The organism is Streptomyces sp. NBC_00310, assembly GCF_036208085.1.
GTDB lineage: Bacteria > Actinomycetota > Actinomycetes > Streptomycetales > Streptomycetaceae > Streptomyces.
On sequence record NZ_CP130714.1, the window covers coordinates 9,856,098 to 9,870,803 of the forward strand.

The 14,706-nt window shown below is 64.9% G+C and carries 9 protein-coding genes and 1 pseudogene; 8 read left to right on the forward strand and 2 right to left on the reverse strand.

Going from position 1 to position 14,706, the window contains the following annotated elements:
* Nucleotides 1-855 precede the first annotated feature (855 nt).
* Both OG202_RS43005 and OG202_RS43010 read right to left on the reverse strand, forming a co-directional pair.
* On the reverse strand, nt 856-1,479 hold the full coding sequence (locus OG202_RS43005) for an IclR family transcriptional regulator (RefSeq protein ID WP_443052366.1): 624 nt from the start codon (nt 1,477-1,479) through the stop codon (nt 856-858).
* A gap of 233 nt (nt 1,480-1,712) precedes the next feature.
* A complete protein-coding gene (locus OG202_RS43010; RefSeq protein ID WP_327726592.1) occupies nt 1,713-3,098 on the reverse strand; it encodes an MmgE/PrpD family protein in 1,386 nt (461 codons plus the stop codon).
* A gap of 121 nt (nt 3,099-3,219) precedes the next feature.
* Between OG202_RS43010 and OG202_RS43015 the strand changes: the two genes are divergently transcribed.
* The 8 genes and pseudogenes from OG202_RS43015 to katG all read left to right on the forward strand — a co-directional run bounded on the left by OG202_RS43015 (nt 3,220) and on the right by katG (nt 14,569).
* A complete protein-coding gene (locus OG202_RS43015) occupies nt 3,220-3,978 on the forward strand; it encodes a glucose 1-dehydrogenase (RefSeq protein WP_328224517.1) in 759 nt (252 codons plus the stop codon).
* A gap of 42 nt (nt 3,979-4,020) precedes the next feature.
* On the forward strand, nt 4,021-4,893 hold the full coding sequence (locus OG202_RS43020; RefSeq protein WP_327726590.1) for an NAD(P)-dependent oxidoreductase: 873 nt from the start codon (nt 4,021-4,023) through the stop codon (nt 4,891-4,893).
* Between the two features lie 38 nt (nt 4,894-4,931).
* Nucleotides 4,932-6,394 (forward strand): annotated as a pseudogene (locus OG202_RS43025) (aldehyde dehydrogenase).
* Between the two features lie 81 nt (nt 6,395-6,475).
* Nucleotides 6,476-7,243: an SDR family NAD(P)-dependent oxidoreductase gene (locus OG202_RS43030; protein ID WP_327726589.1), complete on the forward strand. Its 768-nt coding sequence runs from the start codon at nt 6,476-6,478 to the stop codon at nt 7,241-7,243.
* Between the two features lie 855 nt (nt 7,244-8,098).
* On the forward strand, nt 8,099-9,112 hold the full coding sequence (locus OG202_RS43035) for a zinc-binding dehydrogenase (protein WP_328224518.1): 1,014 nt from the start codon (nt 8,099-8,101) through the stop codon (nt 9,110-9,112).
* A 295-nt stretch (nt 9,113-9,407) separates the two neighbouring features.
* Nucleotides 9,408-10,163, forward strand: coding sequence for an SDR family oxidoreductase (locus tag OG202_RS43040; protein ID WP_326574303.1), 756 nt, complete (start codon nt 9,408-9,410; stop codon nt 10,161-10,163).
* Between the two features lie 809 nt (nt 10,164-10,972).
* Entirely contained in the window at nt 10,973-11,440 is a 468-nt protein-coding gene (locus OG202_RS43045; protein ID WP_327726587.1) for a lipocalin-like domain-containing protein, read from the forward strand.
* A 939-nt stretch (nt 11,441-12,379) separates the two neighbouring features.
* On the forward strand, nt 12,380-14,569 hold the full coding sequence (gene katG / locus OG202_RS43050) for a catalase/peroxidase HPI (RefSeq protein ID WP_328224519.1): 2,190 nt from the start codon (nt 12,380-12,382) through the stop codon (nt 14,567-14,569).
* Nucleotides 14,570-14,706: the final 137 nt, after the last annotated feature.

Here is a 14,706-nt window from a genome sequence, read left to right on the forward strand (position 1 = left end):
AGGTGACGCTCGGCGTCGGAGACTCGGTCGTATTGCGGGATAGCATGCATGATCTCCGAAATGTGCAAACCCGACCGGCAACGTTCGTGTATACCTCCGTTCCTCTTACCAGGAGTGGGTCAGAGTGCTGAGGGGACTGAGGGGACGCAGGAAGATTCCGCGCCGGACGAGCCTCCGAGGAGCATCGCGTAGATGAACCGGTAGATCGCCTCGGGTGCGCCCCCCGGCCCGGACACCGCCGTGTCCCCGTTCCCGAGCCTCAGCAGCCGCTGCCGCCCTCTTGTCTCCACATGCGGAAGCAACAGCGGGAACTTCACAGATAGTTGATCACGAGCTCATCACGAGTCTCATCCGGATGCGTCTACCGCACACTCAGGAATCGGGGGTGGTTCGGGAGGACCAGCCATGGCTGATGCCCAGACGCCGGTGTGGTGACGTTCGTCGCATGGCCACCTGCTCCTCCGGGACGCTGTGACGTGCTGGTTGAGACTGCGGTCATCGCTCCTTGGTTGATCGCCGCGGTCCGCGACGCGGCCGAGCGCCTGCGATGGCGGTGGACCTGCAGGGCAGGATCGCCGCCCTGCCACCGGTCATGTTCGCCGCACCCGGCCGGCACGTCACCTATGTGCCGCGCCGAAGCGTGAAGCGGGCCTCCGAGGGCTATTGCGGCGAGGGAAAACGGCCGCCAAAGACTCTCTGATCATCGCGGACACAGCCTGCGTGCGCCGCCTCCGGACAGGGCTTTGGTCGGCTCGATGGCCGCCTCGATGCCTTTGAGGGCCGGGGACCGGTGCAGGCCGCGACACGCCCTGAGGCCCCGGTCAGCCGGTCTCGCCGACCGGCAAGGGTGCCGCTTCAGGGGGCACCGAGTTCGGCGCTGATCTTCGCCGCACACCCTCGGACCTTCTCGACGGAGCTGTCCAGTTGCGGCTTCGCCGGCCGAGAAGCGGCGCCCGAGATGGCCACTGCCGCGATCACTTCACCGGTGCGGTCGTGGATGGGTGCCGCCACCGCGCGCAAGCTGTGTTCGTACTCTTCGTCGTCGAGCGCGAACGCGCTATCGCGAACCACTGTCAGATGCTTCCGGAGCTCCGCGGCGGTGGAGATCATGGTGTCCGTGCGCCGGATCAGCGGGCCGTCCGGGTAGAGCGCGTGCAGCTCGGACTCCGGCAGGGCTGCCAGCAACACCTCGCCCATCGCCGTGGTGTGGGCCTCGTCGCGTTTGCCGACCCAGGAGTGCATGCGCACGGCGTACGAGCCGTCCACTAGGGCGACTGTCACGGCGGCGTGCCCTTCCAGCACACCCACGTGGCACGTCTCGCTCAACTCCTCGACCAGCGCCTGCATGTGGCGTTCCGATACGGTCGCCAGATCAGTGCTTGCGGATGCGAGGGCCCCGAGCTGGATCAGCTTGCCGCTGAGCCGGAAACCGGGCCCACTGGCGACTGAGCTGCTCCGGCTTTTGTAGCGTCCGGTGATCTTGTTCGTCCATCCCCTCCCTTGCTTCCCGGGCTTGGGGGGCCGTGGACGCGACCATCACCTGCATTCGCACGCGTGCAGCGGCCGAGCCTGGCCAGGGAGGGCAATGCCGATGGCGCAAACGTGAGGCCGGCCGCCGACCTGCCTCCCGGCGTCGTTCGGGAGCAGTGGCACAGTGGCGCGCGTCCACCGCGGTATGCGATGCGCCCTCTGATGCTGAGGAAGCAGGCTCCTCACGCGAGACGCCGACTGATCTCAGCAACGTCGGCAACGGATTCCAGGTTCTTGATCAGTTCGATGACGACCTCGACCTGTTCAGGCGGAGGAGGGCATGCCGCAGCGGCTGCGCAGTCCCGGAACTTTCCTGACAGGTCATCCCACGTGGTGGGCTTATCCGGACTACCTGGATAACCGGCCCCGTGCTTGGCGAAAGTCCGGCCGTCTGTGGTCGTCATCTCGATGCGCCCCGGAGGGAGTTCGAGCTTCCAGTCGAGGGAACTGTCCTCGACGGGGACGACCTTGGCGGCTGTGGCGCGGACTCGCCGGTCGCGGACTCCCTCCTCGGTGAAATGTGCGAGCCTGACCGACCCATGAACGGCTGCCAGTGCAATGAGGTACGGGAGGCTGAACTTTGCGTCGACAAGTGTCTGCGGCGCCCTTCGGACGTCCAGAGGGGTGCACATGAGGTTGTGGTAGTCCCCCACGAAGACGCGAATCTCCTCGATGGCTTCTGGCTCCAGGTCGTGTTCCGACATGAGCTCGATCGTCGCGTGAATATGGCTGTGCGATGTTCCGACCGAGGGCCAGGTTTTGTACAAGGTGCCTGCGCCTCGGTAGTCGCTACCGAGTTCGGCCAGCATCAGCTCGCGATCGTACTGACCAGCGAAGAAGGTGTTGAAGACGCCGACGGGGCCTTCGAACAGTCGGTCAACGCCAGTTAGGCCCTTTTCGGCCAGCAGCGCAGCTGTGACGGCGCCTCGCGCCGAGAATCCCGCATAGAGCGCCCTGAGGTCGCTGCCCGTGCCGGCGATGACTTCCATGACCCCGGCGGACTGCTGACTTGCGATGCCGAGCGCATGCTGGAGGGCGGAGCCAGACAGGCCCAGCACGCGGGACGCCGCGGCAGTCGCGGCGTAGATGCCGAGAACGCTGGACAGGTTCCAGTCCTTGCGCCATCCGACGTGGCACCGCAGGCGGGCGAAGATGTCCTGTCCGGCCGCGACGGCAGCGATCAGGTCGGCGCCGGTCACCGAACCCTTGCGCTCAGACACAGCCATGGCAGTCGGCACCACCGAACTCGCGGCGTGTTGACCCCAGGGCGTTTGGTCGTCGAAGTCCAGACAGTGAGCCAAGCCGCCGTTGGCGAAGGCGGCGTTCACCGCCGGGACCCGCAGACCCAGCCCCCATACAGACGCTTCGCCCCGACCGCCGTCCCCCTTCACCAAGTCAAGGAGAGCTTGGGCCGCCGGTTCCGCACCACTCGCTGCCAGGGCGACACCCAGGGTGTCGAGGATGCTCATCTTCGCCGCCTCGATCGCAGGGCTGTCCAAAGCCTCGATGGTGACGGTCGCTGCCATCGCTGCGAAGTGGTGAGAGGCGTCTTGTTCGGTTCCGGGCATGCCGCACCTCGTTCCGTGAGAGTGCAAGACACTTTACGATATGTCTATGGTCTGACAGTATCCCTGATGTGATAGTTGTGATGCCTGGTGAAGGTGCAATGTCCCAGGCTGGAGGGCGACCATGACCTGGACTTCGCAAACAAGGTGGCCTTCGTCGCCGGAGCGTCGAGCGGGCATTGGCCGCGCCGCCGCGCTGGCCTTCGCGCGCGCCGGTGCCTCGGTGGCAGCGGTCGACATCGACGAGGAGGGTGCAGCGGAAACCGTTCGCCAGATTGAGAAGGGCGGCGGAACCGCGATCGCGCTCACCTGCGACGTGACCTCTCAGGCGGCGGTCTCGGGAGCGGTCCAGGCGACCCTCGACAGTTTCGGCCGACTCGACGCAGCGTTCAACAACGCCGGGATCGAGCAGCCGGTCGCACCCCTGGCCGAGATCAGCGCGACCGACCTCGACCACTTGATCGCGGTCAACCTCAAGGGCGTCTTCCTGTGCATGCAGAGCCAGGTGCCCGCGATGCTCGCCGGAGGTGGAGGCACCATCGTCAACACCGCCTCCGGCGCCGGCGTGGTCGGTATCGCGGGCCAGGCCGTCTATTGCGCGACCAAGTTCGGGGTGGTCGGCATGACCAAGGCGGCGGCTCTCGACTACGCCGCGCTCGGTGTGCGGATCAACGCCGTGTGCCCCGGGATCATCCAGACCCCGATGATGGACCGATTCACTGGGGGCACCGACGAGGGCCGTGCCCGGGTTGTAGCGCAAGAACCAATCGGCCGGATGGGGTCCCCCGAAGAGATCGCCGACGCGGTCCTGTGGTTGTCGTCGGATGCGTCGTCCTTCGTCGTGGGCCACGCCATGGTCGTGGACGGCGGGCAGACGGTTTGACGCCGTCCAGCCCGAGAGCGGTTCGGACTCGACGAGAAAGAGATGTGGATGGCCAGGATCGGCTTCATCGGAGTGGGCGCGATGGGTTCCTCGATCGCCAGTCGGCTGGTGAACGGTCACGACCTCCTGGTCAGCGACCACAACCCTGCTGCTGCCGCGGAGTTGGTGACTCAGGGGGCTCGATTCGCGACACCGGAAGAGATCGCTGAGGAGTGCCGGACCATCTTCCTCTGCCTTCCCGGCCCTCTCCAGGTGAAGGATCTGCTGCTGGGCCCCAAGGGCCTGGCGTTCGGCCTCACAGCGGGAACGATCATCATCGACACCACCACGGGCACCCCCGCCACAGACGCGGAGTTGGTGGCAACGCTCTCGGAACGGCAGGTGACCTACGTCGACTCCCCGATCGCCGGTGGCGTGCGAAGGGCGCGCGAGGGAACCGCCACGCTCATGGTTGGTGCCGACCCCGATGTCTTTGCCGGGATCCAGGACCTGCTTCATGAAGTGACGACCGAGGTGGTCAATGTCGGCCCGGTCGGGTCGGGTCACGCGATGAAACTCGTCAACAACCTGCTCAACGCGTGCAACCGCTTTGCAGCGTTGGAGACCATCCGTCTGGGAGTCGCGGCAGGGATGAGGCAAGAGGTCGTCGTCGACGTCATCAACAGGTCGAGCGGCCGGAACTACGCCACGGAGTACACATTTCCGCAGCTGCTCTCAGGAGAAGCGTACAAGCCACAGGGGTTCACCCTCCAACTCATGCTCAAGGACGTCCGCCTGGCGAACGAGCTCGCGGAGGCCCTTGGCCACTCGACTCCGATCGGCAACCTGGTGCAGGAGTTCACACAGCAGGCGATCGAACGTTTCGGCCCCACCGCTGACCAGAGCCGGATGATGGCCGAGTGGTACGACGCATGACCGACACCGGACATACGAGCACGATGACGCCCGACGCAATGCTGATCGACGGCGAATGGCGTCAAGCCTCCGACCGGGGAACTTTCGAGTCCTTCAACCCTGTGACGGGGCTGGCGTGGGCAACCTGCCCACGTGCCACGAAGCAGGACGTGGACGACGCCGTCGCCGCTGCGCGCCGTGCCTTCGAGCACGGACCTTGGTCGACTTCCACCCCTCTCGAGCGAGCGCGTCTTCTGCGCAGACTCGGGGACCTTGTCAGCGAGCATTCCGAGGAGCTCGCCCGGCTTCAGGTCCAGGAGAACGGCAAGCTATGGCGTGAGGTCGCGGATCAGGCCAAGGCGCAGGCCAACGCCTGCTATTTCTTCGCCGGGCTTGCGGAGCATCCGATCGGCCATACCCTCGCCGTGAGCAATCCCGACATGCAGGCCTTCACGCTCCGCGAGCCGGTCGGTGTCGTGGCTGCGATCACCCCGTGGAACAGCCCCATCGCCCAGCTGATCGCCAAGCTCGCTCCCGCCCTGGCGGCCGGCTGCACTGTGGTTGCCAAGCCTTCGGAGATCACACCCGTCTCCACGCTCTATCTCGCCCGGCTGATCGAAAGAGCGGGATTCCCCCCGGGTGTCGTGAACGTCGTCTCGGGCGGCGGTAAGCGGGGCGCCACTTGGTGGAGCACCCACACGTCGACCACATCTCGTTCACCGGGTCCACCGCCGTGGGGAAGCAGATAGCGGCAACAGCCGGCTCCCGTTTGGCGCGGGTGTTCTTGGAACTGGGCGGGAAGTCCCCCAACATCGTCTTCCCGGACGCTGACCTTCCCAACGCCGTCAACGGAGTCATGGCGGGGATATTCGCGGCGACCGGGCAGACCTGTATGGCGGGATCGCGAGTGCTCGTTCACAACGACATCTACGACGAGTTCGCCGACGTACTTGCACAGCGGGCCTCGGAGATCAAGATCGGCGATCCGATGGACCCCGCGAGTGAGATGGGCACCGTCGCATGCCGGTCGCAGTACGACAAGGTCCTCGGTTACGTGGACATCGCCGTGCGAGAAGGCGCACGCCTTGTCACCGGAGGGAAACGTCCCGACGCTCCTTCGCTGAGCCGTGGCTTGTTCATTGCGCCGACCGTGTTCACGGAGGTCACGAACGACATGCGCATCGCACGGGAGGAGGTCTTCGGCCCGGTCGCGGCACTGATTCGCTTCCGGGACGAGGACGAGGCTGTGCAGATCGCCAACGACACCTCTTTCGGCCTCGCCGCCGGTGTCTGGACGAATGACGTGTCGCGGGCTCATCGACTGATCCGACGGCTCCGAGCCGGCACAGTCTGGATCAACAACTACCGCAAGGTCAACTACGTCGCCCCGTTCGGCGGCTTCAAGGAGTCGGGTGCCGGGCGAGAGAACGGCGTCGACGCGCTTCACGAGTACACCGAAGTGAAGACCGCGTGGATCACTACAGGGGGAACGATCAACGACCCGTTCAACCCACGCGCCTGACGAAGGGCGTACCCACTCAGGGAAGGTCCGAGGACGGGCCGTGGTCAGCACACATCGAAGCGGACGGAAACAGGAGCCACTGTGGATCTGAGCCTGAGAGGCAAGACAGCCCTGATCTCGGGAGCCAGCGCGGGCATCGGGCGAGAGACCGCGAAGACGCTGGCCCGCGAGGGAGTACAGACCATCGTGGTCGCCCGGCGAGCCCCCGAACTCGAGGCGTTGGCCGACGAGATTCGAGCGGAGGGTGATCCGGCACCCGTGCTGATCATCGACGACCTCCTCGATGACGGGGCCTTTGGCCGTGTCACAGCGAGACTCATGGACGAGTTCGGCGGCGTCGACATCGTCGTCAACAACCTGGGGCAGGCTCGACCGTTCGACCTGGAGACCACTGAGGCGGAATGGAGCGAAGCGTTCCGTCTCAACTTCACGACTCCAAGAAGGCTCACCACGCCATTCATCGCGGGCATGAGGGAACGGGGGTTCGGACGAATCGTCAATCTCACCGCGACATCGGAGCCGCAGCATGTGAGTGGCTCACTCACATCCAAGGCGGCCGTCCTCATGTGGGCGAAGGGCCTTTCCCGCCTGGTGGCAAAGGACGGCGTGACTGTCAACTGCGTCTCGCCCGGTTACCTGCTGACCGACCAGATCAAGAACAACTTCATCCCTCAGTTCGTCCCTACCGAAAAGGATCAGCAGGACTGGCTCGAGCGGGAAATCCCAACCGGGCGCTTCGGAGATCCCGCCGACGCGGCCAACCTCATCACTTTCCTGTGCTCTCCGCTGGCCGGGTACATCACAGGACAGCGGATCTATGTCGACGGTGGATGGAACCGGCACGTGTGACCGACATGGGGCCTGGCTCCGCGAACAGGGCTCCGGTGTCGTCGTGTGACGCCCGGTGAGTGGCGGCCTTGTCAGCTCGGTGGCGCCCAGGATCGCGGCTCGGTACGTGCTGCCAAGACCAGGGGTGCGCCCCGCGATTCGTGGAAGACCGTGCATGCCGGCGCATCTACGCTGATCCGGCGGGCCCTTGGCCAACTCCGTGAGCACCCGAGGCCGTATCCGATGAGGTCCCGCGCTGCTGGAGCGGCTGGCCGAGGTACCCCACCTATGAGGTCCACTCGGCGTACGGCGCGAAGCCATCCAGCCGGTCAGCACTGCCGAATGCGTCCAGGTCGCTGCCCGTTGCGGCGATGAACTCGGCGCCCAGCTTTGCATCATGCAGAGCAGGCTGCGGGATACCTCGGCCGCAGGACGCTCGCGAACCTCGCCTCGATGAGGCCCGTCCAGCTCGGCGAGGGCCATTACGCCCTTCGCATGGCGGCCCCATGGCAGCGTCGAGCTACTCGGTCGGCGTCATCGACCGCACACGCAGCTCAACCGCTCCGGGCCCACAGGGGGGCGCAAGTTGGTGGCGATCCCGTCATCACTGGGCGGCAGCGCTTCCAGGTCCGGACGGACGCAGTCGAAAACGTGATCAGCCCCAAGAGCATGCCGCGCCTGTCAGTCACTGACTACCGCCCTCCCTCCTCGGTGTCTCGACCGCGGGCTCGAATCGCCAGCTGGTGTTGGGCATGAGGGGAAAGGCTTGCCAAGCAAGGTACAGTCTGACTATTGTCTGACTGAATCGCAGTATGCAAAATCTTTAACTATGGTCGGGAACGGCCCTGTCGATCGCAGCGCATCCTTAGGAGCGGCATGCAAGGGATCGTGTTTCGAGGCGAGCGCAAACTCGAACTGGTGACTCTTCCGGACCCGACACCGGGACCCGATGAGGTCGTCGTCCGGATCGAGGCGTCGGGTATGTGTGGGTCTGATCTGCACATGTACCGCGGATCCAGGAGTGGGACGCACGGCAGGATCGCCGGCCATGAACCTGCCGGTGTGATCGTCGAAGCGGGCTCGGAGGTTCCCGGAAGCTGGCTCGGCCGGTCGGTCATGGTTCACCATTACTTCGGCTGCGGCAAGTGCGACCAGTGCCACGCCGGCTGGACCCAGATGTGCCGCAACGGAGCTGTGGCCATGGGTAACACCGCACACGGATCGCACGCCGACCTGGCCAAAGTGCCGCTCAGTGCGATCCTGCCCATGCCTGACGGTTTGTCGTACCTAGCCGCTGCGGCCATCAGTTGCGGCACGGGAACGGCCTGGGGGGCGCTCAAGCGCCTGAATCTGACTGGCGACGACACCATCGCAATCTTCGGTCAGGGCCCGGTCGGACTGGCCGGCACTCAGCTCGCCGTCGCCATGGGTGCCCGCGTGGTCGCCCTCGACATCTCGCCCGCCCGCCTGGAACGGGCGCACGAGTTCGGTGCGTGGCGGACGATCAACCCCGCGCAGGTGGAGTCGGTCGCCGACGCCGTCCGCGATGTCACCGGCGGCCGTGGCGTCTCGAAGAGCTTGGAGACCTCGGGCGCGTCATCCGCCGCGCAAGCCGCGCTGCACGTGTTGGACCTGTGGGGTGCCGCCTGCTGGGTCGGAGTCGGTTCGACCATCCACTTCGACCTCGCCGAGCACCTGTACAAGCAGATCACCGCGACGACTTCGTGGACGATGTCCATTCCGGCGATGGAGGCCTGCGCCAACTTCGTCGTCGAACGCGGCGTCGATGTCGATGAGCTCTTCACCGAGCGCTGGAAGCTCACTGATTACGCGAACGCCTATGAGCTGTTCGACAAGCAGACGTCGGGCAAGGGCGCCTTCATCCCGTAGTAACCCCCGCAAAAAGAACCGCCCATGACCGGTTGCCCTGATCAACGATTGTCGGCGACGACTTTGCAGCCACTCGTGTGATGGCGGCCTCCTTCCCCATCGGCCGGATGGTCATGTCGTAGATGCGGTGCGCGAGCCGTACTAGCGACCCAGAATGCGTTGCCGTGGTGGATCGGACATGGTGAACCATATCGACGTAACTGAATCGCTGCCAATCAGGGTAGCTTCCGTATTTGTCCGGACGATTCAACCAGAGCCACGTCAGTCGACGTGATGTACAGAAAGGGAAAAGAGGATGGAAGACCGCGTGCCCGAACTCTCCGGGAAGAATGTCCTCATCACTGGCGCCCTCGGCACAATTGGGCAGGCGCTGGTCGCCCGCTATGCCGAAGAGGGTGCCAACATAATCGCGCTGGATCGGCCGGACGCGCCCGATCCGCAAAAGGTACTGGACGGCATTGCTCAGGGCGTGCGTTATTTCGGCTCCGATCTGAACGACTTGGCCGGACTGGAGGCCAATGTGGCAGCGCTGGCCGACGAGGTCGGCGGAATCGACGTGCTGGTCAACAATGCAGCGCTGGTTATCTTCAAGCAGCACGATGAGTTCTCCATCCAGGAATACGAGGACCAGGTTCGGGTGAACTCATCGGCCGCCTTCGTCCTGTCACGTGTCTGCTCCCAGCAGATGAAGATGAAGCGCTACGGGAAGATCGTCAACATCACCTCGTTGACCCTGACAGGTCGATGGGACGGCTATGTGCCGTACATCGCCTCCAAGGGGGCCATGTACGGCCTGATCAAAGGGTTTGCCCGCGAGCTCGGTGAATACCTGATCAACGTGAACGGCATCTCGCCTGGTGCAGTCGTCTCGGAGGCTGAATTCCGGGACCGAGGTGAAAAGCGCGAAGAGTACCACCAGTGGATCCTCGAGAATCAAAGTATCAAGCGCCGAATCGAGGCCGTTGACATCGCCAACGCAGCCGTATTCCTGTCGACTTCGGTGTCGGACCTGATCTCTGGCCAGAACATTCAGGTCGACGGCGGTTGGTAGTCGGCCGAGAGAGGACTGGCGACCGGGTATCCTCAAGCCGTCCCGGAAGCGTTGTCGAGCCAGACAGTAAAGTCCTGCTGGAGTACGTGATCGCACCCACCGCGAGAGGGGCTCACTAGCCTCGAAATTTGTGACGGCTCGCCGGTTCGACTGGCGGGCCGTTTGGGTTTGTTCGGAGGCCGGTGGGCAAGTTGAGGGCCCCGTCTACCGCGTCGGATGGGCGCCGGGTTCCACGGCTCCGGCGGGGGTGATGCTGCTCGCATGGACGGCAGAGTGCTGGTCGGGCGGGTGCGGCAGGGCGGCGGGCGGCCGGCCCTGGTCGTTCATGATCACCTCGGTCCCGCCGGTGGGCTGTGAGGCGGAGGATGCGAAGGCGTCAGGTGACGATCATCGAATGGCGTGTTCTTGACAATTAACCTTTCCTGGCGCTTTGCCCGTCTTTGGTCTGTTCTTTGCAGGGATTGAGGCATCCAGGGAGGAAACTCTCCCTTCCGGAGGCAGAGTGGGCGATGCGATTCTTTCGACGTGACCGGGCAGCGAATCCCTATACGGGGGATTCTGTTGTCAGCGGTTACGGCCAGGCGTGTCCCACCGATCGATGGCAACCGAACCGCCGCTGCGTTTGCGGGAGGTATTCCATGACTTGGGCAACCGGGCAATCGGTGCACCGCAACCGCAACCGCAACCGCAATCTGGGATCTCTGTCGAATCCGGGCGGTTTGCGCGGGGGGGCATGCATGTTCACGAATGGCGGGGATCTGCTACTCGCCGCTTCTATCATCTGAGAAGTCTGAGGAGATCGACGAAGCATGATGACAAAACTCAGGGTTCCGCGACTCTGGCTGGCGCTGGCGCTTGCGCTCCTGGTGTCCGTACCTTTCTTCGCTCAGGCCAGCGCGACTGAGCGCGGTACGGGTTCCCTCGTTGGCGTGTGGCGTATGACATCCTTGGAAGTCGGCACCGAGGGAAACCTTCAACCTGTGCCCTACTCCGGCCAGATCGTTTTCACCAAGTCCGGCACGATGTCGGTGCAGGCGATGAACCCTGACGCCAACGCTCCCGACACGCCATACACGAAGAACGGGTACGAAGCCTTCTACGGGGCTTTTACCATCGACAAAGCCGCCAGGACGTTCGTTGTGACCGTCGAATCGTCATTGGCGCGTGACCTCATCGGGCAGAGCCTGACGCGCGCGTTCCGAGTATCGGGCAACACCCTCGTCCTGACACCGCCGAATCCGGCAGAAGGCTGGCGCGCCACTTATCAGCGCGTCTGATCGAACAGGACCTGCTCACCAGGCCTCGATTGTTCATGAGTCCCCGTCAGATCTCTGACGGGGACTCTGTGGTGTCTGGGTGGTCAGTGAAGTTGATGTTCGGGGCGCGGTATTCGGCCTACCGCGGACCGGCTCGTTCATCGGCATGCCAGACCCCGCCCACGCCGAAGTAGAAGTTTCCACCGCCGCCCCAGGGGCGCGCGGTCCGGAACCAGTTCAGCAGGAGTGTGTGATGCTCCGCTTCTTACAGACTTTCGGTCGCCGAGACCGTCCACGTTGGGGACGAACGAGGACGTCATCAAGAATGTCCTGTAGTCGTCATGGCCAGGAGTGCTACTGATTGCGGTTGCTTCGCTGCGCGGGGTCGAAGGAGGCTTGGGCCCCAACCGCCGAAATGGACGGCTCGCCAGACGGTACAGGGGCGCAGTAGGTAGCCGTCGACGGTGCCGTGTCTGTGCGCGTACCACTCGATGGCCTGCCGCACCCGGGTCGTTGTTGACGTGCCGTCAGGTGAAGGTGCGAGGTTCCTTCCGCGGCTGTGTCGCCTGCGGGGTAAGTGGCAGCTTCGGGTCGGTCGAGTCCGCGTCCGCGTCGGCGCTCGGCCGTGCGAGCCGCGATGGCTCCGGGCAGCGTCGACGTAAGGTCGGCCACCCGGGGTGGCTACGGTCACAAGTCCGCCGTGAGCAAGACCCCGGCTGCATGGCCGAACTCAGCGGTGTGCCGCGCCGTCCGCTCCACGAGCGTCAGGGCAGGCGCCCCGGCCCCGTCGCCTGGAAATCGAATTCCAGGCAGCGAAGAATCCTCTGCTCGCACGTTTGTCATGCGGGGGTGCTCTGCGTGTTTCGTAGCGGTGCCGTCTGCGGTGCGCGACCATACGGACGCCGACATCACATTCATCGGCATGGTGCGTGGAATCACCGAGACAGAAAGAAGGACGACGTGTCCGGCAGCGAAAGCGAGAACCCGGCAATCGCCTCCCCGACCCCCACGGCGACTCGGCCCAGGACGAACCGGGACTGGTGGCCGAATCAGCTGGACCTTCAAATTCTCCACCAACACTCGTCCCGCTCCAATCCGATGGACGAGGACTTCGACTACGCGAGAGAGTTCGCGACCCTCGACCTCGACGCACTGAAGCAGGACGTCTTCGAGGTGATGACGACGTCACAGGAATGGTGGCCTGCCGACTACGGCCACTACGGGCCGCTCTTCATCCGGATGAGTTGGCACGCCGCGGGCACGTACCGCGTCGCCGACGGTCGGGGCGGTGGCGGCAGCGGCGCTCAGCGCTTCGCCCCCCTCAACAGTTGGCCGGACAACGCGAGCCTCGACAAGGCGCGCCGTTTGCTGTGGCCGGTCAAGCAGAAGTACGGACAGAAGATCTCCTGGGCCGACCTTCTGGTTTTCGCCGGTAACTGTGCCATGGAATCGATGGGGTTCAGGACGTTCGGGTTCGGATTCGGGCGAGAGGACATCTGGGAACCCGAGGAGATCTTCTGGGGGTCCGAGGACATCTGGCTCGGAGATGAGCGCTACAGCGGCGACAGGGAACTCTCCGCTCCCTTCGGTGCCGTGCAGATGGGACTGATCTACGTCAATCCGGAGGGGCCCAACGGCAATCCGGATCCGATGGCCGCCGCCCGGGACATTCGCGAGACATTCGGGCGCATGGCGATGAACGACGAGGAGACGGTCGCACTCATCGTCGGCGGCCACACGTTCGGCAAGTGTCATGGTGCGGTGGACCCCGCGTACATCGGTCCGGAACCCGAGGCCGCACCCGTCGAGCAGCAGGGTCTCGGCTGGCGGAACACGTACGGCAGCGGCAAGGGCGCCGACGCGCTCACCAGTGGGCTCGAGGGCGCATGGACCTCCGAGCCGACCAGGTGGGACAACGGGTACCTGGACAACCTGTTCGGATACGAATGGGCGCTGACGACGAGTGCCGCCGGTGCCAAGCAGTGGACCCCCACGGATCCTTCGGCCAAGGGCACGGTGCCCGACGCTCACGATCCGTCGAGGAGGCACGCTCCCATGATGCTGACGACGGACCTCGCGCTGAAGCTGGATCCGGTCTACGGCCCGATCTCGAAGAGCTTCCACGAGAATCCGGACAAGCTCGCGGTGGCCTTCGCCAAGGCGTGGTACAAGCTGTTGCACCGCGACATGGGGCCCGTCACGGGCTACCTCGGCCCGTGGGTTCCCGAGCCGCAGCTGTGGCAGGACCCCGTCCCCGAGGTCGATCACGAACTCGTCACGGACCAGGACATCGCTGCTCTCAAGAGCAGGATCGTCGCCTCGGGACTGTCCGTCTCCCAACTGGTCACCACCGCTTGGGCGTCCGCGGCGAGTTTCCGCGGCACCGACAAGCGCGGCGGGGCCAACGGGGCACGGATTCGCCTCGCGCCGCAACGGGACTGGGAGGTCAACCACCTGCCCGAGGTGGCGGAGGTGCTGCAGAGGCTGGAGCAGATCCAGCAGGACTTCAATCTCTCACATGCCGCCGGCACGAGGGTCTCGCTCGCCGACCTGATCGTCCTGGGCGGGTGCGCGGCCGTCGAGCAAGCCGCGAGGAACGCCGGTCACGACATCACCGTCCCGTTCGCACCGGGGCGTACGGACGCCTCGCAGGAACAGACCGACGTGGAGTCGTTCGCCGTGCTCGAACCCAGGGCCGACGGATTCCGGAACTACGTCCGCGCGGGAGAGAAGCTGTCGCCGGAGACGCTCCTGCTGGACCGCGCCAACCTGTTGACGCTGACCGCCCCCGAGATGACGGTGCTGATCGGCGGCATGCGGGTGCTGAAAACCGGCTACAAGCGATCCTCGCACGGCGCCTTCACTCACCGGCTGGCGGCACTGACCAACGACTTCTTCGTCAATCTGCTCGACATGGGCACGGAGTGGAAGACGTCGACTTCGGACGAGAACGTGTTCGAAGGCCGGGATCGCGCCACAGGCGAGCTCAAGTGGACCGCCACCGCGGTCGACCTCATCTTCGGCTCACACTCCCAGCTCCGAGCCGTCTCGGAGGTCTACGCGTCCCAGGACGCGGGAGACAAGTTCGTACGTGACTTCGTGGCCGCGTGGGACAAGGTGATGAACCTCGATCGGTTCGACCTCTCCTGAATCCGATGTCCCGGCCGGGGCGGTGACGCCGATCGCTCAGAGCTCCCGCAACGCTTCCACGGCGGGCACGCGCGCTCCACCCACAGCACGCGTGCCCGCCGTCCGGGGCTCCACTCGCACCACAGCGGCTCTGCGGC

Excerpts from the sequence above, each read along its gene's own strand:
- OG202_RS43010 (WP_327726592.1), bottom strand. The coding sequence starts at position 3,098 with ATGCCCGGAACCGAACAAGACGCCTCTCACCACTTCGCAGCGATGGCA.
- OG202_RS43015 (WP_328224517.1), top strand. The coding sequence starts at position 3,220 with ATGACCTGGACTTCGCAAACAAGGTGGCCTTCGTCGCCGGAGCGTCGA.
- OG202_RS43020 (WP_327726590.1), top strand. The coding sequence starts at position 4,021 with ATGTGGATGGCCAGGATCGGCTTCATCGGAGTGGGCGCGATGGGTTCC.
- OG202_RS43035 (WP_328224518.1), top strand. The coding sequence starts at position 8,099 with ATGCAAGGGATCGTGTTTCGAGGCGAGCGCAAACTCGAACTGGTGACT.
- OG202_RS43040 (WP_326574303.1), top strand. The coding sequence starts at position 9,408 with ATGGAAGACCGCGTGCCCGAACTCTCCGGGAAGAATGTCCTCATCACT.
- OG202_RS43045 (WP_327726587.1), top strand. The coding sequence starts at position 10,973 with ATGATGACAAAACTCAGGGTTCCGCGACTCTGGCTGGCGCTGGCGCTT.